Consider the following 19,695-nt stretch of genomic DNA (forward strand, 5'->3'; position numbering starts at 1 on the left):
TCTTGCCGGGCCTTCAACTCCTCCCCGGGACGGGGAGGTGGCGCCGGCCCCTTCGACGCCGCCTGCGGCGTCGCTCAGGACAAGCTCCGGCCGGTGACGGAGGGGGCCCTCCGCCGGGCACAGCGATCGCGGAGGGCCCCCTCCACCGCGCTGCGCGCGGTCCCCCTCCCCGTTCCGGGGAGGATCTTGTTGGGCTCGGGGCGGGGCGTGGCGGCGGGTGTCTGTCCTGGCTGCCCGATGGGCCCTGAAACGAGTTCAGGGTGACGAGGAGGGTGGGGCTCAGTCAACCCCGTCATCCTGAACTTGTTTCAGGATCCATTCCGCGTCACGCGCGGAGCCGGCGGGATCGATTTGCGTCTGATCCTTCCCTTGCAGGGGAGCTTCTCGAGCCTGGCGTTATCCGACCTTCCGAGGCTCGCCCGCTCGGGCACAGCGACTGCGGAGGGCCCCCTCCACCGCGCTGCGCGCGGTCCCCCTCCCCGTTCCGGGGAGGATCTTGTTGGGCTCGGGGCGGGGCGTGGCGGCGGGTGTCTGTCCTGGCTGCCCGATGGGCCCTGAAACGAGTTCAGGGTGACGAGGAGGGTGGGGCTCAGTCAACCCCGTCATCCTGAACTTGTTTCAGGATCCATTCCGCGTCACGCGCGGAGCCGGCGGGATCGATTTGCGTCTGATCCTTCCCTTGCAGGGGAGCTTCTCGAGCCTGGCGTTATCCGACCTTCCGAGGCTCGCCCGCTCGGGCGCAGCGATCGCGGAGGGCCCCCTCCACCGCGCTGCGCGCGGTCCCCCTCCCCGTTCCGGGGAGGATCTGGGTGGGCTCGGGGTGGGGGCGTGGCGGCGGGTGTCTGTCCTGGGCTGCCCGATGGGCCCTAAAACAAGTTCAGGGTGACGAGGAGGGTGGGGCTTACCGAACATCGTCATCCTGAACTCGTTTCAGGATCCATTCCGCGTCACGCGCGGAGCCGGCGGGGTGTCCGACCTCGAACCTTCCCTGCAGGGGGTGCGGTCGGAGTTTAACCGCCGGCGGCGACACCCCTGCGTCAGCCATTCGGGCTGCCACCTCCCCTTGCAGGGCAGAATCTGGATTATGCGACCTTCGTAGGTTCGCCCGCTCGGGCGACGCGGATGGACGAGATCAGGCCGGCCTGGAGCGTGTAGTAGACGAAGACGCGCACTTCCACGGCTTCGCCTTTCGCCAGCGGGGCGACGACGAAGTCGGGTGCGTCGGCGAGGGCGGTGAAGCGGCTGGTCGTGTCGACGAAGATCGCGTCGTCGTCGGCCAGGAGCTTGTGGATGGTCAGGTGTTCGCGGACCCGTTCGAACATCGGGCGATAGAAGTCGACGATGCCCTGCTTGCCTTCGATCAGCGGCAGGGCGGTCAGCTTCAGGGTGACGTCGTCGGTGTAGAAGGCGGAGAAGCGCTCGTGATCCGCGTTGCTGAAGGCGGCGGTGTAGGCGAGGTAGGCGGCCTTCTGGCTCGGGTGGCCGCCGAGCCGCGGGGCCTTGGTGACGCCGTATTCCGGCGGCCAGGTCATCGAGTTGAGCGCGGCGATCTTCTCGTCGCGCAAGGTGTAGGTGACGTGGAACTTCACGGTGACGGTGTCGCCCGGGAAGAGGTGGCCGAAGGGGAAGTCCGGCCGCTCCTTCGTGGCGTGGAAGTCCATGTCCACGTCGGCGAACAGGACGTCGCCCTCGCGGGCATAGTGCTGCACGCGCATGACCTCGCGCACCCCGTCGTGGGCCCAGGCGAGAAAGCTTCTCAGCCCGTCCTTGCCGTGGTGGCGGCGGGTGCCGCCGGTGAAGGTGAGGTCTTCGTGATAGAAGCGCTCCACCAGCGCCTCGTCGTCGCCCGAATTGAAGACCTCGATGTAGTCGGGGTAGCTGAACCGGTGCATCAGAGCGCGACCGTGACGGCCTTGAGTTCGGTATAGGCCTCGATGCCGGCCTTGCCGTTCTCGCGGCCCCAGCCGGACTGCTTGTAGCCGCCGAGCGGCAGCGACGGGTCGACGCCGGCGCCGCCGTTGATGCGGACGGTACCGGCCTGCAGCCGCTTGGCCAGGCGGAGCGCGTTGGAGATATCGCGGGTCCAGATGGCCGAGGAGAGGCCGTATTCGCTGGCGTTGGCGCGCTCCGCGATCGCGTCGATCTCGTCGTCGCCGAAGCGCATCGCGCAGAGGACGGGGCCGAAAATCTCCTCGTCCACGACTTTCATGCCGGCGGCCGTGCCGGTGAGCACGGTGGGTTCGACGAAATAGCCCTGGCCGTCGATCCGCTTGCCGCCGGCGGCGATCTCGGCGCCTTCGCCGGCGCCGCTTTGGATGTAGCCGAGCACGCGTTCGAGCTGTTCGCCGCTGACGAGGGGGCCCATCTCGGTGCCGGGGGCGAGGCCGGCGCCGACCTTGAGAGTACGGGCGCGCTGCGCAATGCCCTCGATCACGCGGTCGGCGATCTTCTCGTGCACGAACAGGCGCGATCCGGCCGCGCAGACCTGGCCGGAGTTGCCGAAGATCCCGGCGGCGGCCGCGGGGATCGCCTTCTCGAGATCGGCATCCTCGAAGATTACCACCGGCGACTTGCCGCCCAGCTCGAGCGCGACGCGCTTGAGGTTGCCGGTGGAGGCCCGCACGATCGACTTGCCGACCTGGGTCGAGCCGGTGAAGGAGATCTTGTCGACGCCAGGGTGCTCGGCGAGGGCGGCGCCCGCGGTTTCGCCGAAGCCGGTGACGATGTTGACGACGCCGGCGGGCAGGCCTGCCTCGCGCAGCAGTTCGCCCAGGATCACCGCCGAGAGCGGGGTCTGTTCAGCGGGCTTCAGGACCACGGTGCAGCCGGCGGCGAGGGCCGGGGCGATCTTGGACACCGCCATGACGAAGGGGAAGTTCCACGGCACGATCGCGCCGACCACGCCCACCGGCTCGCGCAAGGTGAAGGCGTGCCATTCGCCGGGGGCGGAGGGGGTCAGGGTCTCGCCGGCGAGCTTGGTCGCCCAGCCGGCATTGTAGCGTAGCGCCCCGGCGGCGCCCATGACGCCGGCGAACTTGGCCATCATGAAGGGCATGCCGTTGTCGAGCGTTTCGGTGAGCGCGATCCGCTCGCCTTCGCGCTCGATCAGGCTGGCCAGCTTGAGGAGGATGTCGGCGCGGGCTGAGGGCGGGGTGGCGGCCCAGCGGGGGAAGGCGGCGCGGGCGGCGCTCACGGCGGCGTCGATGTCGGCGGCATCGCCGGCGGCGGCGCTGGCGAAAGTCTCGCCGGTGGCGGGATCGACCACGTCGAAGGTTTTGCCGGACAGGGCGGAGACGAACTCGCCGCCGATGAACAGCTGGCGGGGCTGCGATCCGAGCGTGTCGCGCAGCTTGTCGAGACCCTCGGGGGAGAACGGTGCATTCATGCTTCAGCCTTTCGAACGAGTGGTGCGGATGCGGGTGACGTTCCCGTCGTCTCCGATGGTGTGGAAGATAGCGCCGCGGGATCTTCCGCGGCCAGGGGCGCGCGGCCGAGGATCAGGTCGGCGGCCTTCTCGGCGATCATGATGGTCGGGCCGTTGGTGTTGGCGCCGGGTATCGTCGGCATGACGGAGGCATCGACCACGCGCAGGCCCTCGATGCCGCGGACCCGGAGCTGCGGATCGCAGACGCTGTCGGGAGAGCCGCCCATCGCGCAAGTCCCGACCGGGTGCTGGGTGACCCCGGCGTTCGCGCGGATGTAGGCTTCGAGCTCTTCCTTGCCGGTAAGCTCCGCGCCCGGGACGATCTCGCGCCCGGTGAGCTCCGCCTGCGGCGGGGTGCGGTAGATCCTGCGGACGATCTCGATCCCGCGGCGGGCGGTTTCGAAATCCTCCTGGTCGGAAAAGATGTTGAGGGTGATCGCCGGGAGGTCCTCCGGCCGGGAGGATTTGAGACTGACCCAGCCATGGCTGCGCGGGTGGAGCAGGATGACATCGGCGGTCATCCGGTGCTCCTGCCGCTCGCCGATGCCGGGGACCCAGATCTTGGCGTCCATCCGCACCGGGTTGGCCCAGATCTGCAGGTCGGGTTGGGCGAGGTCGGGCCTGCTCTTGATGATCGGGTTGCAGCTGTTCACCTGGGTGGCGAACACGCCTTTGCCCGTCAGGCCCCAGCGCAGGACCGACAGCGCCACTTTGTCGAAGCGCAGCTGGTTGAGGAAGCTGAGCGGCTTGGCCATCGCGAAATGGACCGGGATGCGCGGATGCTCCTGCAGGTTGCGGCCGACCATCGGGCGGTCCAACACGGGCTCGATGCCCAGCTCCCGCAGATGCTCCGCAGGGCCGATGCCCGAGAGCATCAGCAGCTGCGGGGAATTGTAGCTCCCGCCGCAGAGGATGACTTCGCGCCGGGCGTGGAACTGCTTTGTCGCGCCTTCGTGCGAGACTTCGATGCCGGCGGCGCGGCGTCCCTCCAGCAGGACGCGGTGGGTCAGCGCGCCGGTCAGGACCGTCAGGTTGGGGCGGGACAGCGCCGGTTGAAGGTACGCGCGGGCAGTGCTGGCCCTGCGGCCCTTGCGATCGATCGTCAGCTCGCCCCTGGCGAAGCCTTCCTCGACCTTCCCGTGGAGGTCGTCGGTCGTGTTGAACCCGGCCGCTGCCGCGGTTTCCATCAGGGGTTCGTGCAGCAGATGGTCGGTCTGGATCGGCTGGACCGACAGCGGCCCGCTGTCGCCGTGATAGGGCCCCGCGCCGCGCCAGCTGTTCTCCATCTTCTTGAAGTAGGGGAGAACGTCGGCATAGCTCCAGCCCTCGCAGCCCATCTGGCGCCAGGTGTCGAAATCCAGGCTGTGCCCGCGCATGAAGAACATGCCGTTCACCGACGACGAGCCGCCGAGCAGCTTCCCACGCGGGATCGGCAGGCGGCGGCCGTTCAGATGCGGCTCCGGCTCGCTCATCATCGGCCAGGTGAACTTCGGATTGAGGAAGGCGCGCATGAAGCCGAGCGGCATGGAGATCAGCCAGTGCCGGTCGCTCCCGCCGGCTTCCACCAGCAGGACGCGCTTGTCCGGATCGGCGCTGAGCCGGTTGGCGAGAACGCAGCCCGCCGATCCGGCGCCGACGATGATGTAATCGTAAGTCATGCGAATTCGGCCCACGAGGTGTTTCCGGCCATTGTCCTCTCCGCGAGCCGGCCTTCCGAGGCCGGCAGTCTCATCCAATCGCCGGCTGGCCTATTGATCCCGGTGCACCTGTCAATGCGGTCCGTGGCTGCAGAATGGAGTAACTGGCTGTTTCGGCGAACGCAACATTTCTTGATGTGTCAACAATCCTGCTCTAGGCCAGTCTTCGACCGATCGGCGCCCATCATGGCCGCCGCGGCGAGGAGGGGGAGCGATGACCAGAGAGGACTATGCCGACTATGTCGCATGCTTCAACGCCGACGACTTCGAAGGGTTCGGCCGCTACTACCATGAAGACGTGATCTTCAATCTCGGCGACAAGAAGCAGATCGTCGGGCGCGAGAACATCCTCGACTTCTATCGCGACGTGAAATCGAAGGTCCGCGAGACGCTCGAGATCCTCAGCGTCGCGGCGGACAGCGATGCCCTGGCGGTCCATGTCAGGACCGAGTTCTTCGGCCTGGTCGACTGGCCGGATTTCATCGCCGGCCCGCTGATGGAAGGCGAGACGCTGAACATCGAGAGCATCGGCTACTACTACCTCCGCGAGGGGAAGATCGCCCGCATTCTGGGGGCGCGGTATCGCACGATGCCGACCGCACCGGCCATTTCCTAAGGATCCGAAATCACGATGCAAGACAGCACGCCGGCCGCACCGCAGCCTTGCGATCACCCTTTCGCGCCGCAGCTCGAATTCGCCTTCACCGTCGACATCGCACTGACCAAGCCCGTGTGGGTGGAACCATCGAGCATGGGAACCACGCGCGCCGGCATCTGGGCGGCGGAAGGGACTTTCGAAGGGCCCCGCATCAAGGGGCGAGTGATCCCGATGAGCGGCGGAGACTACCCGCTCGTCCGACCGAACGGGGTGATCGATTTCGACGCCCGCTATTTCCTTGAAGCCGACGACGGCACGCCGATCTACCTGCAAAGCCGCGGATACCGCTGGGCCGAAGGCGACGCGATGGAGCGCATGGCCCGCAACGAGCCGGTGGGGCCTGGCGAGTACTACATGCGCGTCTCACCCAAGTTCGACGTTCCCCAGGGGCCGCACGAATGGCTCGGCAAGCATGTCTTCATCGGCGTGGCCGAGAAGCTGCCGCGGGCCAACCGCATCCATTACTTCATGGTGCTGTAGGCGGGATCGCCGGCACCAGGAGATGGCTGTCGTAGCGGCCGCCGGTGTGGATCACGTGGCGGCCGCGATTGCGCAGGTCCTCGTGCCGCGCGAACGGGAGGTTGGGCAGCGCGTCGCGGTAGATGTCCAGGCCCTTGATCACCACGCGCAAGGTCTCGCCCTGGCGGAACAGGGTCGAGGACGGCCAGATCTCGATCTCCACCGGGACGATCTCTCCCGCCGCCAGCTTCCGTTCGCGCAAGTGCGTATGGACCGGCTGCCACGGTGTGGACTTGTCCGCGTCGAGCTCGCGGTGGCTCGCCCGCAGCCATCCGAGCGCGGCGGGTCCGTCGTCGTAGAAGGCGTAGAAGTGGAAGCCGACCGGGCTGCCGTCGGCGTCGCGCTTCTGGATGGCCACGAACAGGTCCATGTCGTCGGCGGCTTCGGCTTCTACCCATAGCTTGAGCTTCATGTAGCCGGTCAGCTCGGTGTCTTCCTCGAACCGATAATCGAACACCGCTTCGCCCGCTTCGTCGCAAGGATCGTAGGCCGCCGCGGCCTCCGACGGGACGGGCATGGCCGACAGCGATGCGGATGCCGCATCCAGGTAGAGCGGGCGGTAGTCCGTCCGCGCCAGGGGCCATTCCTCCTCCGCCCGGGTGTGCCGGACATGGGCGCTTTCGCGCACTTCGACCAGGACCGGCGGCCATTCATCGAGGCCGCTGTCCAACCCTCTCAGGAAGTGGTCGAAGAACGCCTTCTGCTTGGCCCGGCTGGAGGGCATGTAGAAATGCGCCCACTTCTTCTGCCCGTGGATTTCCAGCCATTTCGGGTTGGAGGCCATGCGGCGCCAGGCTTCGATCGTGCCGCGCGTGTGCAGCCCCTGGTCCGACCAGCTCGCGACGACGTAGGCGGGCACGTCGATCGCACCCAGGTCGATCTCCTTGCTGCGCCAGTAATCGTCGTAGAGCGGGTGGGCGAGGACATTGCGGTTGGTGTCCTCCGTCCGGTTCAGGGAGAAGCGCAGGTTGTCGGACCCGCGCGGGACGAAGCCGGTTTCGCGAATGCCGCCGTGGTAGGCGAACTCGCGGTACCAGTCGGAGAAGCCTTCCCACGGATTGATCGCGGCCAGGTGCGGCGGCCGCAGCGAAGCGACCAGGTACTGGATCGCTGCGAGGTAGGAGACGCCGATCATGCCGACTTTGCCGTTGCTCCAGTCGAGCTGCGCGAGGAACTCGATGCAGTCGTAGCAATCCTCTCCCTCGCCGATGCCGTTGTGGCGCAAATCCCCTTCGGACAGCCATGCGCCGCGCGGGTCGGCGAAGACGACGGCATAGCCGTTCGCGCACCAGAAGGCGGGATCGGGCGCCTCGAACGCGGTGAAGCGCGACATCCAGCCTTTCTCGACTCCCGAGGGCGGCCACAGCGTGTCGGACAGGCCGTGCTTGCCGTAGGGGCTCCAGCCAAGGAGGATGGGCAGGTCGCGGTCGGGCCGGTCGGCGGGACGGTAGATGTCGACCAGGATGCGGATCCCGTCGCGCATCGGCACCTCGACATTGCGTTCGATCAGCAGGCCGTCCTCTTGCCAGCAGGCATAGTCGCGCGGCGGCAGCGGCGGCTTGTGCGGGGCCGTGGCGGGATCCACCCCTTCGCGCATGATCAGTTCGAAGCCTTCGGTCCGTTCGGCCATCATTCCTCTCCCGTTCGCCGCTGTGGATAGGCGGCAGCGCTCTTTTCTGGCGCGAGCCGGCCATTGCGCTAAAGCACCGGCTGCTGGCGTCAAAGGATTGTTGACGCATCAAGCTTGTCGTCAAGCGGCCGATGGCTACAAACCGGAACGGGAAGGCTGCCGCCGGTCGATCGGGCGGGATGGAGAGAGGTTCGAGAAGGCGTGAGAGACGAATACGACTACATCATCGTGGGCGCCGGTTCGGCCGGCTGCGTCATCGCCAACAGGCTGACCGAGGACCCTTCGGTGAAGGTCTTGATCCTCGAGGCCGGGGGCGAGGACAACCAGTTCTTCTATCGCCTGGCGCTGGGGTTCCACAGCTGGCGCTATCCCGAGACCAACTGGAGCTACGAGACGGAGCCGGAGCCGCACCTTGGCGGGCGGCGCCTGCCTTTGCCGCGCGGCAAAGTGCTGGGCGGGTCCTCCACGATCAACGCCATGCTCTATTCGCGGGGCCATCCCGGCGACTACGACCTGTGGCGGCAGATGGGCTGCACCGGCTGGGGCTTCGAGGATGTCCTGCCCTATTTCAAGCGGTCGGAATCCAACTGGCGGGGGGAGAGCGACTACCACGGCGGTTCGGGGCCGCTGCAAGTCAGCCGCGTGGCGATGGAGCGGTTTCTGGGCGAACCGGTGATAGAGGCAGCCCGCAGGCTAGGATACCCGATCACCGACGATCACCATGGGGAGCTGCCCGAAGGCTTCGGTGGCGGTGATACGACGACCGACGCACGGGGCCGCCGTTCGAGCGCAGCGCGGGCCTACCTTCATCCGGCGCGGTCGCGGCCGAACCTGACGATCGCCACCCATGCCTATGCCACGAAGCTGATCCTGGAGAACCGCACGGCCAGGGGCGTTGCCTATGTGCGGGACGGCCAGGAGCGGCAGGCTTTCGCGGCAAGGGAAGTGATCCTTGCCGGCGGCGTATACAATTCCCCGCAGCTGCTGATGCTGTCCGGCATCGGCCCGGCGGATCACTTGCGGGAGCTGGGGATCGCGCCGGTTCTCGATCTGCCCGGCGTCGGACGCAATCTTTCCGAGCATGCGGGGTACTGGACGCAGCATTCGACGCGCGAGCCGATCACCTTGCTGCGCGAGCTGCGGGCGGACAAGGCGGCGCTCTCGCTGGCCCGCTGGCTGGCGTTCGGCACCGGGGTGATGGCTTCGCAGTCCAACAGCTGCCATGCGGAGATCCGTACCCGCGAGGAGCTTTCCCAGCCGGACATCCAGATCTACTTCAACCCGGTCCGGCCGGACGCCAAACCCTGGTTCCCGGGGATCGTGCCGCAGCAGGAACACCGCCTGACTTCGGTCGTCTGCCTGCTTCAGCCCAAGAGCCGCGGCTGGATGGAGCTGCGCTCCGCCGATCCGCGCGACAAGCCCCGCATCACGCTGAACCTGCTGGCGGACCGGTCCGACGTCGACACGATGGTGCGCAGCGTGGCGATGGTGAGAGAGCTTTACGGGACCGATCCCCTGGCCGGGCTGATCGCCGACGAGCTGATGCCAGGCCCGGAAGTCCGCACCGCCGAGGAGATCGAGCAGTGGCTGCGCGACACGCTGATCACGACGCACCACTCGGTCGGCACTTGCGCGATGGGCATCGGCGAGGAAGCCGTGGTCGATCCGCAGCTGCGCGTGCGCGGCATCGAGGCGCTGCGGGTGTGCGATGCATCGATCATGCCGACGGTGCCGGGTGGGAACACCAATGCTCCCTCGATCATGGTCGGCGAGAAAGCATCCGACCTGATCCGCGGGCGCGAACTGCCGCGGGCCGAGCTCCACCGGAGCAAGGCTGCCGCATAAAAGAAGGGGCCGGAAACGACTTCCGGCCCCTTTCGATTTTGCCTGGAGCCTGCCTCAGTAGCGGACGCGGACCCCGACTTTGTAGGTCCGTCCGACCACGTCGTAGAGGACGTTGTTCGTGGGCCCGAAGCTGGACGGAGCATCGACCGGCGGGTCCTTGTCGAACAGGTTGTTGATCACGCCGAAGACGTCCACCTCGCGGTCCCCGTCGCGCCACAGGTTGTAGCTGGCGTTGAGGTTGACGTAAGTCCACGCGCCGATGTGGTTGTCGCTGATGCTGTTTGGCAGGGCGGGGTCATAGCCATCCTCGTCGGGGCCGATCAGCGAGGTGTTGTAGCGCCCTTCCGCAATATGCCGGACCTGCACTTGCGCCTCGAACGGGTCCGACGAGTAGGTCAGGTAGCCGTTGGCGATGTAGCGCGGCACGCCCGAAGGCTGCGACACCGGGGAGCCGTTCATCCCCGCCCGGTCCACCGAAGCGCCGCTGGAATCGACGGTGATCAGGTCGTCCACGATCGTGGTCAGCACGCGCAAGGAGAGGGTGCCGCCCATGTCCTCGGAGAAGGTCGAGAGCGGCAGGGAATAGGCCGCCTCCATGTCCCAGCCCCGCGTGATCAGCGTGTTGAGGTTCAGGTTGAAGTTGCGGACTTGCGTGATCGTGTTGTCGGCGCCGCGCGTAACGAACCCGCACAGGTCCGTCGCACCGCCGAAACAGCGATCGACGATCACCTGGGCGCCGAGCGTGGACACCGCGCCGTCGAGCTCGATGTCGTAATAGTCGACCGACAGGCGGAGCGACCCGGTGCCGATCTCCGGCTGCAGCACGACGCCGGCAGTCCAGGTATCGGCCCTTTCCGGCTGCAAATCAGGGTTGCCGCCCAGCAGAACGGAGGAGAGCACCTGCGCCCCGGTCTGCGGATCGAGGATCGACTGGAACGAGCTCTGCGGCGGGCCGAACAGCTCGAAGATGTTGGGTGCGCGGATGTCGCGCGAACGGGTAGCGCGGAGGCGGAGCCAGTCGGTCGGGGCCCAGTCCGCTCCGACCTTCCAGGTGGTGACGCTGCCGCTTGTGCTGTAGTCGGTCAGGCGGACGGCGCCGTTGAGCTCGGCATTGTCGCTCAGCGGAAGGATCGCCTCGACGAAGCCTTCCCACACTTCCACCTCACCGTCGATCCCCGCGCCGGGGCCGGTGTAGAAGTCGAGCGCCTGGGAGATCGCATCGGCGGTGCCGCTGGCGATGTCCTTGCGGAACTCGACGCCGGTGGCGATCGCCAGCGGCCCGGCCCACAGGTCGAGAAGATCGCCCTGTACCGCGACCGAGGCCACGTGCTGGGTCATCTCCGTGCTCTGGAATGCCGTTCCGGTGACGTAGTCGATCGCCGCGGGCGACGGACTGCCGTGGCCGAAGATGTTCAGCGGCTGGCACCCGGCGGCCGCCGCGTTGCCCTGCAGCACGGCCCGGCAGACCGGGCTGTCGGTCGCAGGATCGATCACCGCGTCGATCGCGAAGGCCATGCGCGAGTTGATCGTGGTGTTCTCGCCCGTCTGCGAATAGTTCGTCCGGCCGAACTGGTAATAGGCGTCGAGGTCCCACCCGGCGCCGAGTTCCGCGCGCGCACCGGTAACCGCGCGATAGGTCTCCCGCTCCACATGGCCGACTTGCGGGCCGATATCGTTCCAGATGCGTGCGACAGGGATGACGGGGAGCCCAAATGCGTCCATCCGCGCGGCCACGCTGGCGGGTAGGAACGCGTTGTCTCGCCGGATGATCCTCGGCGCGAGGTCGCGTCGCTGCGCGCCGAGCGTGCTGCCCTCCACCCGGCCGTAGGACCCTTCGAGGAACAGCGTCACGCTGTCGGAGACGTCGTATTCCGCATGGGCGAAGCTGTTGATCCGCTCGCTGGGCGAGGAGATCGGGAACCACTGGTAGAACGCCAGCTGCTCGTCGCCGCCGCCGCTCTGGAAGATGCCGGCGCCGAAGTATGTGCCGTAATCGTGCTGGAAGGTCGTTCCGTCGGGGTTGAATTCGGTGCCGCGGAGCGGACCGCCGATGATCTGGCCGTTGAAGGTCGCCGTCGCCACGCGGGTATGCGGCAGGATCAGCGTCGCCGGGTCGCCCTGCGAAACCCGGCCGAGCTGCGGCCTGGCGGGATCGATGAAAGGGTTGCTGACGGTGTTGTAGCTCAGCGCGCACCAATCGCGCGAATAGCAGTCGCCGGTTCCCTGGTCGTCGACATACTCGACCCCGGCCACGATCCGGCCGAGACCACCCGCGAAGCTGGTGCCGCCGGCGAGCGACAGGATCCACTCCTCGTCGTCCCCCTCATCGGCGATGCCCCATTGGGCGGAGGCGCGGATCCCTTCCAGATCGGTATCGAGGATGAGGTTCACCACGCCCGCGACCGCGTCCGACCCGTATGCGGCCGAGGCGCCGCCGGTGACGACGTCCACCCGTTCGATCAGCGACGTAGGGACCATGTTGAGATCGACGGCGCCGGCGGGAGCGAAGGAACTGCCGGCCACGGTTGCCGGAACCACCCTGCGCCCGTCGATCAGCACCAGGGTGCGGTTCGCGCCCAGGCCGCGCAAGTCGGCCGTGCTGGCGCCGATGTTGTTCATGAAGATGGCGGTGGTGGCAGGCGTCGATTGCGGGCGGAATGCCGGGATCTCGTTCAGCACTTCGGCCACGTTGCTCGCGCCCTGGCGGGCGATCTGCTCGCCGCCGACGACGGTGACCGGCGTGGGGGAATCGAAACCGGACCGGGCGATGCGCGAACCGGTGACCACGATCGGCTCGCCGGCCAGCGGCGAGGCATCGTCGCCCGCCTGGTCCTGCGCGACCGCGGGGAAGGCACAGCCGAGCGCCAGGCCGGCCGCCAGGGCTCTCGCACCCGAGTGCATCAGGCGTGTGCGGAACCTGCCAGTGGAATGCTTTCTCATCGTTCTCTCCCCCATCGCTGCAGGTCTTCCGCCTGGCTCATGCACTGTTTCGCAGGACGGCTTTCCCGACCTCCTGGTGATCGGACGAAGCTTCGTCTCTGCTCGCAGGCAGTCTCCGTCAGCTTTGTTGACTTGTCAACCAATCTGCGGATGGTGCGAAGAGGCGACGGCTGCGGCAGGCGCACCGGGGTTGACGGGATCGCGTGCGTCGGGCGTACGATCGCAACAGGTGGGGGCGAGGGGCGACGGATCGATGATGGAACTACCGGCAACCTGGCATCTGTTCGGGGAAGAACATCTGCCGCAAAGGCTTCTCCTGCTGGCGAAGATGATTGAACGCGTCGCGTCCAAACAGCTGCAGGTGGAGTTCGGCATCTCGGTGGCGCAGTGGCGCATCCTGGCCTTCGTCTGCACCGACGGGCCGGCGACGGCCAGTCACATCGGAAGCTCGGGAGAGATCGACCAGGCGGAGATCAGCAGGGCGGTCAAGGCCTTGGAGGGCGACGGGTACGTCAGCCGGGAATTCGCCGAAGGCAGCAGGAAGACGATGATCATCAGCCCCACCGCGAAAGGCGAGCAGCTTTTCCGCAAAGTGAGAGACCTCCGCCGGAACTACTTCTCCGCGATCACCAGAGACCTGGACCGCGAGCGCAAGGCGGAGTTCGACCGCACCCTGGAAGTGATCGCGAAAGCGGTGATCGAACTGCGCGAGACCGGGGCGCCGGCTTGAACGCGAGGCCCCGCCTGTGGAGGAGCCCGAGGCCGTGCAAATGCCACCGAGCGATAGCTCCGTGGCCGGAGCGAAATGCACGGGCCCTGCGCCGATGCGGAATTCAGCGTGCCGAACGTCTATCCGATGATAAGCTGCCGCAAGGGGGGGGATGGATTTGCAGGCTCATCGCATAGCGGCGTTCCACGATAGGGCGCTTGGTTCCGGTCCGGATCGGTTGCTGGTGGTGCACCCCGGGGGAGATTGCTGATGGATCTCGCGCCGTTCCTGTTGGATCAGTGGCTCACGGAATACGGATTTCGCACGCCACCGGTGCGGTATAACCTCGCGTCGAGCTGCGGGCCGCATTGGACGCTTGCCGAACTGCAGCAGTTGCCCGTGGGTACGCTCGACCTCGGCGCGATCGCCATCGATTACGCGCCTCCGGATGGGGCGCGGGCGCTTCGCGAGGCGATTGCCGCCCGGCATTGTGTGGACCCCGACTGGGTGATCGTGACGACCGGCGCATCGGAAGCGCTGTCGATCCTGTTCTACCTCGCTTCCAAGCCTGGTGGCGACGTCGTGTTGCCGGACCCTGGTTATCCGGCATTCGCCGCCTATGGCGAGGCATGGGGGCTGCGCGCCAGCACTTACACACCCGGCCGCGGAAGCGGCTTCAGGGTGAGCGCTGATCAGGTACTGGCCGCGACGAGCGGCGACACGGTGCTGGCGCTGGTCAACACGCCGCACAACCCGACAGGCGCCGTCTGCCCGAGGGCCGAGATCGAGCAGATTGCCGGCAGCCTCGCCGAGAAAGGCATCCCGCTCGTCGTGGACCAGGTTTTCCACCCGCTCTATTTCGGCGAAGCACAGGGATCGGCAGCCGGGATCGACAATACGATCGTGGTCGGCGACATGTCGAAAGCGATGTCGCTGGCGGGACTGCGCGTGGGCTGGATCATCGATGCGGACGCCGGGCGCCGGGAACGGATCGTCAACGCCCGCAGCTACTCCACCGTCAGTGGCTCTCCTCTCACGGAGGCGCTCGCGGCACATGCACTGAACAACGCGGAAACGGTGTTGGCGAGGCTGGCATCGACCACGTCCGCGAACCTGAGCCTGCTGGACGGCGTGATGGCGATCGCGGCGGGGATCTTGTCCTGGGTGCGCCCGGAAGGTGGGACGATAGCCTACCCGTGGTTCGTCGACGGGCGGGACAGCAGGCCGTTCTGCGAAGCCCTTGCGGAAGCGGGCGTGCTGGTCGTGCCGGGCGACTGCTTCGGGGCGCCGGAGCACATGAGGATCGGCTTCGGGGCGCAGTCGGTGGGCTTCGAGACGGCTGCCGGCATCCTGTGCGCCGCACTGCAGCGAGGGTAAGCGGATAGGCGGGCGGCCGGCGATGGCCTTGAGGGCCGAGACGACCCGTCTCGCCGCGTAATCCGCACCGCGCATGGTATTCGCGCGCGTTTCCAGGAAACCGAACGCGCCCAGCACGTTAACTTCCCTGGAACGAAGAGTGGCGCCAGGAGGCGCCGGAAGGATGCCATGATGGTCAGGCAGAACGCGGCAAGTGCAGGGCAGGGCAGCCACCCGACGCTGGCGATGCTGCGCGACAGCCTGGCGAAAGCCCTGCCCGCCGTGGACGATGGCGAGTTCGACGACCTGCTGCGCAAGCTCGACAGCCGCTACGCCGGCTCCCGGACCCTGTCCCACTGACGAAGGCGCTCGCGCCGCCCAAACTTTGCACTTGCATTTGCCCGGTCGCATGAGCCCCGCCACCCATCGCCCGCCACCCCCAACCCACACCCCACATTGACCCTCCCGCCCCGCGGCCTATGTGAACGGCGATGCAGTCCGCCGCCGCTCTTCCCGCGCCGCCCTCGCTGGCCGAGCTCTCGGCGCGCGGGGCGGTGGCGGTGTTTCTCGATTTCGATGGGACGCTGGTGGACATCGCCGGGACCCCCGACGGGATCGTCGTGCCGGACAGGCTGGCGGAGCGGCTCTGCGTGCTGTCGGAGCGGCTGGGCGGGCGGCTGGCGCTGGTCAGCGGGCGGGCGGTCGACAATCTCGAGCAGCACTGCGGGCCGCTGGGCGTAGCCTGCGCCGGCTCCCACGGCCTGTCCCGCTTCTCCGCCGCGCGCGAGCGGCTGGGCGCGGAGCCGCTCCCCCTGCCGCCGGCCGTGATGGAGGCGCTCGGCGGGTTCGCCGCGGCCGAGGGGTTCGGCTTCGAGCCGAAGGCCCACGGGGCCGCGCTGCACTACCGCGCCGATCCCTCGCTCGAGGCGCGCGGCCTCGCCTTCGCCGCCGCCCTGGCGGATGAGCACGGGCTGGTGGTCAAGCGCGGCAAGTGCGTGATCGAGCTCGTGCCCCCGGGCGGCGACAAAGGCTCGGCGGTGCGCGCCTTCATGCAGGAGCCGCCTTTCGCCGGGGCGCTCCCGGTGTTCATAGGCGACGATGTGACCGACGAGGACGGCTTCGCCGCCGTGCAGGACCTCGGCGGCCTCGGCATTCTCGTGGGCGACCTCGCGCCCAGCGCGGCGCGATACGGGCTTGCCGATCCTGCTGCGGTGCAGCAGTGGTTGGGGCTATGACAGGACACGAACCCAATCTCGAACTCTGGCCGGTCGGCAACTGCCAGGTCTCCGGCCTCATCGATCCCCAGGCCGGGCTGGTCTGGGGCTGCGTGCCGCGGGTCGATGGCGACCCGATCTTCTGCGAGCTGCTGAGCGGCGAGCGGCGCGGGGAGGGGGTGTGGCGGTTCGAGCTGGATGGCCAGGTCTCCGCGACCCAGGAATATGTCCGCAACACGCCGATCCTCGTCACCCGGCTCGAGGCGGCGGACGGCAGCGCTGTGGAGATTTCCGACTTCTGCCCGCGCTTCGAGCGGTCCGGCAGGATGTACCGGCCGGTCGCCTGGAGCCGCATCGTCCGCCCCGTCGCAGGCACGCCGCGCCTGAAGGTCGTGCTCAAACCGATGCGCGGCTACGGCTCGGAGCTGGCGGCGACGACCCACGGGACCAATCACATCCGCTACCTCGTCGGCGACCAGGCCCTGCGCCTCAGCACGGATGCTCCGGTTGGCTATGTGCTCGAAGAGCGCTGCTACCGGGTGGAGAGCGACCAGCACTTCTTCCTCGGCCCGGACGAGCCGTTCAGCGGCAACTTGCGCGCCGAAGTCCGCCACATGGAGGAGCAGACCCGCAAGTACTGGCAGCTGTGGGTGCGCGGGCTGGCGACTCCTTTCGAGTGGCAGGACGAGGTGATCCGCTGCGCCATCACGCTCAAGCTGTGCCAGCACGAAGAGACCGGCGCGATCGTCGCCGCGCTGACCACCTCGATCCCGGAAGCGCCGGGCAGCCAGCGCAACTGGGACTACCGCTTCTGCTGGATCCGCGATTCCTACTATACCGTGCAGGCGCTCAACCGCCTCGGCGCGCTCGACGTGCTGGAGAAGTACCTCGCGTACCTCCGCAACATCGTCGACAACGCCAAGGGCGGGCAGATCCAGCCGCTTTATTCGGTAATGGGGGAGGGCGAGCTCGACGAAGGCGTGGCCGCGAATCTCGCCGGCTATCGCGGCATGGGCCCGGTGCGGGTGGGCAACGCGGCCTACAAGCAGATACAGCACGATTGCTACGGCCAGATCGTCCTGCCAACTGTGCAGGGCTTCTTCGATCGCCGCCTGCTGCGTATGGCCGACGATCGCGATTTCGCGGCGCTGGAGCAAGTCGGCGAGATGGCCTGGGCGATGCACGACCAGCCGGACGCCGGACTGTGGGAATTTCGCACCCGGCAGGAAGTGCATACTTATTCGGCGGTCATGAGCTGGGCGGCATGCGACCGGCTGGCCAACGCGGCCAAGCACCTGGGCAAGCCCGGCCGGGCGGCCCTGTGGTGCGAGCGCGCCGCCGCCATTCGCGCGAAGATCGACGCCGAGGCCTGGGTCGGCGAGGGCGCGGAAGGCCACTACGGCGCCAGCTTCGAGAGCGACTACCTCGACGCAAGCCTGCTGCAGATGGTCGAACTGCGCTACCTAGCGCCGGACGATCCGCGCTTCGTTTCGACGTTCGCGATGGTCGAGCGGGAACTGCGCCGCGGCGAGCACATGCTGCGCTACGCCCACGAGGACGATTTCGGCGCGCCGGAAACGGCCTTCAATATCTGCACATTCTGGCTGATCGACGCTCTCGCGCGGTGCGAGCGGAAGGAGGAGGGGCGCGCGCTGTTCGAGGCTATGCTCGGCCACATGACCCGCTCGGGCCTGCTGTCGGAGGACATGGACTTCGAAACGGGCGAGCTGTGGGGGAACTTCCCGCAGACCTACTCGCTGGTCGGAGTGATCAACTGCGCGGCGCTGCTGTCGCAAAGCTGGAACATGATACGTTGACCGGATGCTAGACAAAGACACGCGCCTCGTGGTGATCTCCAACCGCGTCGCCGTTCCCAAGGCACGGGGCGCGGCGGGGGCGCAGGGCGGTCTTGCCGGGGCTCTCAATGCGGCGCTGACGCAGACCGGCGGGCTGTGGTTCGGCTGGTCGGGGGAAGAGCATCCCGATCCGGCGGTCGAGCCCAAAGTCGGCGTCTACGACGGCGTGACGATGGCGACGATCGATCTCCTCCCGCAGGACGTGGAGGAGTATTACAACGGCTACGCCAATTCGACGCTGTGGCCGCTGTTCCACTACCGCATCGACCTGACCGCGTACGAGCGCGACTTCGCGATGGGCTACGAGCGGGTGAACGAGCGGTTCGCCGTCAGCGTCGCCCCGCTTATCAAGCCGGACGACGTGATCTGGGTGCACGACTATCACCTGATCCCGCTGGGCGAGCGGTTGCGGGAGCGCGGGTTCAAGAACCGGATGGGGTTCTTCCTGCACATCCCCTGGCCGCCGACGCGGCTGTTCGTCTCGCTGCCCTATCACGAGCGCCTGGTGCGCACGATGCTGTCGTACGATCTGGTCGGCTTCCAGTGCGGCGAATGGCTGGAAAGCTTCCTGCACTATTGCCGCAAGGAGCTCGGCGCCAATGTCGACGAGCAGACCGGGCGGATCGACCTCGACGGTCAGACGACGATCGCCCGGGCCTACCCGATCGGGATCGACTACGATCACTTCATGGCCCAGGGCGTAACGGGCGAGGCTCGCCAGACCGCGCAGCGCGTGCTTTCCAGCACCCGCCGCCGCACGGCGATGATCGGCGTCGACCGGCTGGACTATTCCAAGGGTCTGCCCGAACGTCTCGACGGAATCGGCCGGTTCTTCGACAGGTTCCCCGAACGGGTCGACGACCTGGTGTTCATCCAGATCGCGCCGCCGAGCCGCGAGGACATCGGATCGTACCAGCAGATCCGCGCATTGCTCGAGCAGAAGACCGGGCAGATCAACGGCGCGCGATCGAAGATCGACATCGTGCCGATCCGCTACGTCAACCAGGGGCACACGACGGCCCAGCTCTTCGGCTGCTATCACGCCTGCAAGATCGGGCTGGTGACTCCCTTACGCGACGGCATGAACCTGGTCGCCAAGGAGTACGTCGCGGCGCAGGACCCGGAGGATCCCGGCGTGCTGATCCTGTCGATGTTCGCCGGGGCGGCGCAGCAGCTCGACGCCGCGCTGCTGGTCAACCCGCACAGCCCGGACGACATTGCATCCAACATCCGCCTGGCGCTGGAGATGGACCGGGCCGAGCGGAAGGAGCGGTGGGAGCAGCTGATCGTCACCGTCCGCGACGACAACGTGCAGCGCTGGACCGAGAACTTCACCGGCGACCTGGCGACCGTGGGGCGGCTGGTGGGCGGCGGCTAGAACAGCGCCAGCGCCGCCTGGACGATCAGCGCGATCAGCACCAGGCTCGAGAGCATGAACACGGCGAAGCGGACCATCACTTTGTTCACCGTCGCCTGAACCAGCGAGTGGATCACGCGCAGGGCGACATAGGCCCAGGCGAGCCAGGCGTTGAGCCCGTCGCCCTGGCCGACGATCGCCAGCACGATGGCGACGGCGTAGAACACGGTCGGCGCTTCGTGCAGGTGGTTGTAGTTGTAGGCCTTCCACTGGACGTGCGGGGGCAGCAGGGCGTCGAGCTTGCCCTGGTTGAGGGTCGAAAGCTCCGCGTCGCTGAGCTTGGCCTTGTTCATGGCCGGGATGCGCGTGACGTAGAGCCACAGCCACATGACCATCGTCCAGGCGGCCAGCGCGACCACCGGCTGCAGGATGTCCATTCCGATCATGCTGTCCTCCCCTGGTGCGCGGGGATGCTGCCGACCGGCGGGCG

The 19,695-nt window shown here is 67.5% G+C and carries 15 protein-coding genes; 9 read left to right on the forward strand and 6 right to left on the reverse strand.

The annotated features are described in order from the left end of the window. Positions 1 to 1,082: 1,082 nt before the first annotated feature. From GRI75_RS06505 to GRI75_RS06515, 3 genes are read right to left on the reverse strand one after another with little or no spacing between them, the layout of a single operon-like run. Positions 1,083 to 1,892 carry a nuclear transport factor 2 family protein gene (locus tag GRI75_RS06505; protein WP_160746155.1) on the reverse strand — a complete coding sequence of 270 codons (810 nt, stop codon included), beginning with the start codon at positions 1,890 to 1,892 and terminating at the stop codon, positions 1,083 to 1,085. Then, positions 1,892 to 3,385: an aldehyde dehydrogenase family protein gene (locus tag GRI75_RS06510; RefSeq protein ID WP_160746156.1), complete on the reverse strand. Its 1,494-nt coding sequence runs from the start codon at positions 3,383 to 3,385 to the stop codon at positions 1,892 to 1,894. The genes GRI75_RS06505 and GRI75_RS06510 overlap by 1 nt, the downstream gene beginning before the upstream one ends. Next, a complete protein-coding gene (locus GRI75_RS06515; RefSeq protein WP_202389629.1) occupies positions 3,382 to 5,097 on the reverse strand; it encodes a GMC family oxidoreductase in 1,716 nt (571 codons plus the stop codon). The genes GRI75_RS06510 and GRI75_RS06515 overlap by 4 nt, the downstream gene beginning before the upstream one ends. Before the next feature lie 238 nt (positions 5,098 to 5,335). On the opposite strand from GRI75_RS06515, the gene GRI75_RS06520 reads away from it, so the two are divergent. Continuing rightward, entirely contained in the window at positions 5,336 to 5,737 is a 402-nt protein-coding gene (locus GRI75_RS06520) for a nuclear transport factor 2 family protein (RefSeq protein WP_160746157.1), read from the forward strand. A gap of 15 nt (positions 5,738 to 5,752) precedes the next feature. Next, positions 5,753 to 6,259, forward strand: coding sequence for a DUF3237 family protein (locus GRI75_RS06525; protein WP_160746158.1), 507 nt, complete (start codon positions 5,753 to 5,755; stop codon positions 6,257 to 6,259). On the opposite strand, the gene GRI75_RS06530 is transcribed toward GRI75_RS06525, so the two are convergent. Then, on the reverse strand, positions 6,246 to 7,931 hold the full coding sequence (locus tag GRI75_RS06530) for a CocE/NonD family hydrolase (protein ID WP_160746159.1): 1,686 nt from the start codon (positions 7,929 to 7,931) through the stop codon (positions 6,246 to 6,248). The genes GRI75_RS06525 and GRI75_RS06530 overlap by 14 nt on opposite strands. Before the next feature lie 198 nt (positions 7,932 to 8,129). On the opposite strand from GRI75_RS06530, the gene GRI75_RS06535 reads away from it, so the two are divergent. After that, positions 8,130 to 9,773: a GMC family oxidoreductase gene (locus tag GRI75_RS06535; RefSeq protein ID WP_160746160.1), complete on the forward strand. Its 1,644-nt coding sequence runs from the start codon at positions 8,130 to 8,132 to the stop codon at positions 9,771 to 9,773. Positions 9,774 to 9,827: 54 nt separating this feature from the next. Here GRI75_RS06535 and GRI75_RS06540 read toward each other — a convergent pair whose 3' ends face one another. Next, on the reverse strand, positions 9,828 to 12,713 hold the full coding sequence (locus GRI75_RS06540) for a TonB-dependent receptor plug domain-containing protein (RefSeq protein ID WP_160746161.1): 2,886 nt from the start codon (positions 12,711 to 12,713) through the stop codon (positions 9,828 to 9,830). Between the two features lie 253 nt (positions 12,714 to 12,966). Between GRI75_RS06540 and GRI75_RS06545 the strand changes: the two genes are divergently transcribed. The 6 genes from GRI75_RS06545 (at position 12,967) to GRI75_RS06570 (ending at position 19,226) form a co-directional block, all read left to right on the forward strand. Beyond that, entirely contained in the window at positions 12,967 to 13,443 is a 477-nt protein-coding gene (locus GRI75_RS06545; protein ID WP_160746162.1) for a MarR family winged helix-turn-helix transcriptional regulator, read from the forward strand. Positions 13,444 to 13,692: 249 nt separating this feature from the next. Continuing rightward, positions 13,693 to 14,799, forward strand: coding sequence for a pyridoxal phosphate-dependent aminotransferase (locus GRI75_RS06550; protein WP_160746163.1), 1,107 nt, complete (start codon positions 13,693 to 13,695; stop codon positions 14,797 to 14,799). A 168-nt stretch (positions 14,800 to 14,967) separates the two neighbouring features. Further along, positions 14,968 to 15,138 (forward strand): hypothetical protein, encoded by a 171-nt coding sequence (locus tag GRI75_RS06555; protein ID WP_160746164.1) that lies wholly within the window; start codon positions 14,968 to 14,970, stop codon positions 15,136 to 15,138. Positions 15,139 to 15,269: 131 nt separating this feature from the next. Next, the gene (gene otsB, locus GRI75_RS06560) at positions 15,270 to 16,013 is read left to right on the forward strand and encodes a trehalose-phosphatase (protein WP_160746165.1); all 744 of its coding nucleotides are present in this window, start codon (positions 15,270 to 15,272) and stop codon (positions 16,011 to 16,013) included. Then, entirely contained in the window at positions 16,010 to 17,809 is a 1,800-nt protein-coding gene (locus GRI75_RS06565) for a glycoside hydrolase family 15 protein (protein WP_160746166.1), read from the forward strand. Before otsB ends, GRI75_RS06565 begins: the two co-directional genes overlap by 4 nt. Before the next feature lie 4 nt (positions 17,810 to 17,813). After that, the gene (locus tag GRI75_RS06570) at positions 17,814 to 19,226 is read left to right on the forward strand and encodes an alpha,alpha-trehalose-phosphate synthase (UDP-forming) (protein WP_160746167.1); all 1,413 of its coding nucleotides are present in this window, start codon (positions 17,814 to 17,816) and stop codon (positions 19,224 to 19,226) included. On the opposite strand, the gene GRI75_RS06575 is transcribed toward GRI75_RS06570, so the two are convergent. Then, positions 19,223 to 19,651, reverse strand: coding sequence for an MAPEG family protein (locus GRI75_RS06575; protein ID WP_160746168.1), 429 nt, complete (start codon positions 19,649 to 19,651; stop codon positions 19,223 to 19,225). The genes GRI75_RS06570 and GRI75_RS06575 overlap by 4 nt on opposite strands. Positions 19,652 to 19,695 lie beyond the last annotated feature (44 nt).

The organism is Croceibacterium soli (genome assembly GCF_009828065.1).
GTDB classification, from domain to species: domain Bacteria; phylum Pseudomonadota; class Alphaproteobacteria; order Sphingomonadales; family Sphingomonadaceae; genus Croceibacterium_B; species Croceibacterium_B soli.

Excerpts from the sequence above, each read along its gene's own strand:
- GRI75_RS06505 (WP_160746155.1), bottom strand. The coding sequence starts at position 1,892 with ATGCACCGGTTCAGCTACCCCGACTACATCGAGGTCTTCAATTCGGGC.
- GRI75_RS06510 (WP_160746156.1), bottom strand. The coding sequence starts at position 3,385 with ATGAATGCACCGTTCTCCCCCGAGGGTCTCGACAAGCTGCGCGACACG.
- GRI75_RS06520 (WP_160746157.1), top strand. The coding sequence starts at position 5,336 with ATGACCAGAGAGGACTATGCCGACTATGTCGCATGCTTCAACGCCGAC.
- GRI75_RS06525 (WP_160746158.1), top strand. The coding sequence starts at position 5,753 with ATGCAAGACAGCACGCCGGCCGCACCGCAGCCTTGCGATCACCCTTTC.
- GRI75_RS06530 (WP_160746159.1), bottom strand. The coding sequence starts at position 7,931 with ATGATGGCCGAACGGACCGAAGGCTTCGAACTGATCATGCGCGAAGGG.
- GRI75_RS06540 (WP_160746161.1), bottom strand. The coding sequence starts at position 12,713 with ATGAGAAAGCATTCCACTGGCAGGTTCCGCACACGCCTGATGCACTCG.
- GRI75_RS06545 (WP_160746162.1), top strand. The coding sequence starts at position 12,967 with ATGATGGAACTACCGGCAACCTGGCATCTGTTCGGGGAAGAACATCTG.
- GRI75_RS06550 (WP_160746163.1), top strand. The coding sequence starts at position 13,693 with ATGGATCTCGCGCCGTTCCTGTTGGATCAGTGGCTCACGGAATACGGA.
- GRI75_RS06555 (WP_160746164.1), top strand. The coding sequence starts at position 14,968 with ATGATGGTCAGGCAGAACGCGGCAAGTGCAGGGCAGGGCAGCCACCCG.
- otsB (WP_160746165.1), top strand. The coding sequence starts at position 15,270 with ATGCAGTCCGCCGCCGCTCTTCCCGCGCCGCCCTCGCTGGCCGAGCTC.
- GRI75_RS06565 (WP_160746166.1), top strand. The coding sequence starts at position 16,010 with ATGACAGGACACGAACCCAATCTCGAACTCTGGCCGGTCGGCAACTGC.
- GRI75_RS06570 (WP_160746167.1), top strand. The coding sequence starts at position 17,814 with ATGCTAGACAAAGACACGCGCCTCGTGGTGATCTCCAACCGCGTCGCC.
- GRI75_RS06575 (WP_160746168.1), bottom strand. The coding sequence starts at position 19,651 with ATGATCGGAATGGACATCCTGCAGCCGGTGGTCGCGCTGGCCGCCTGG.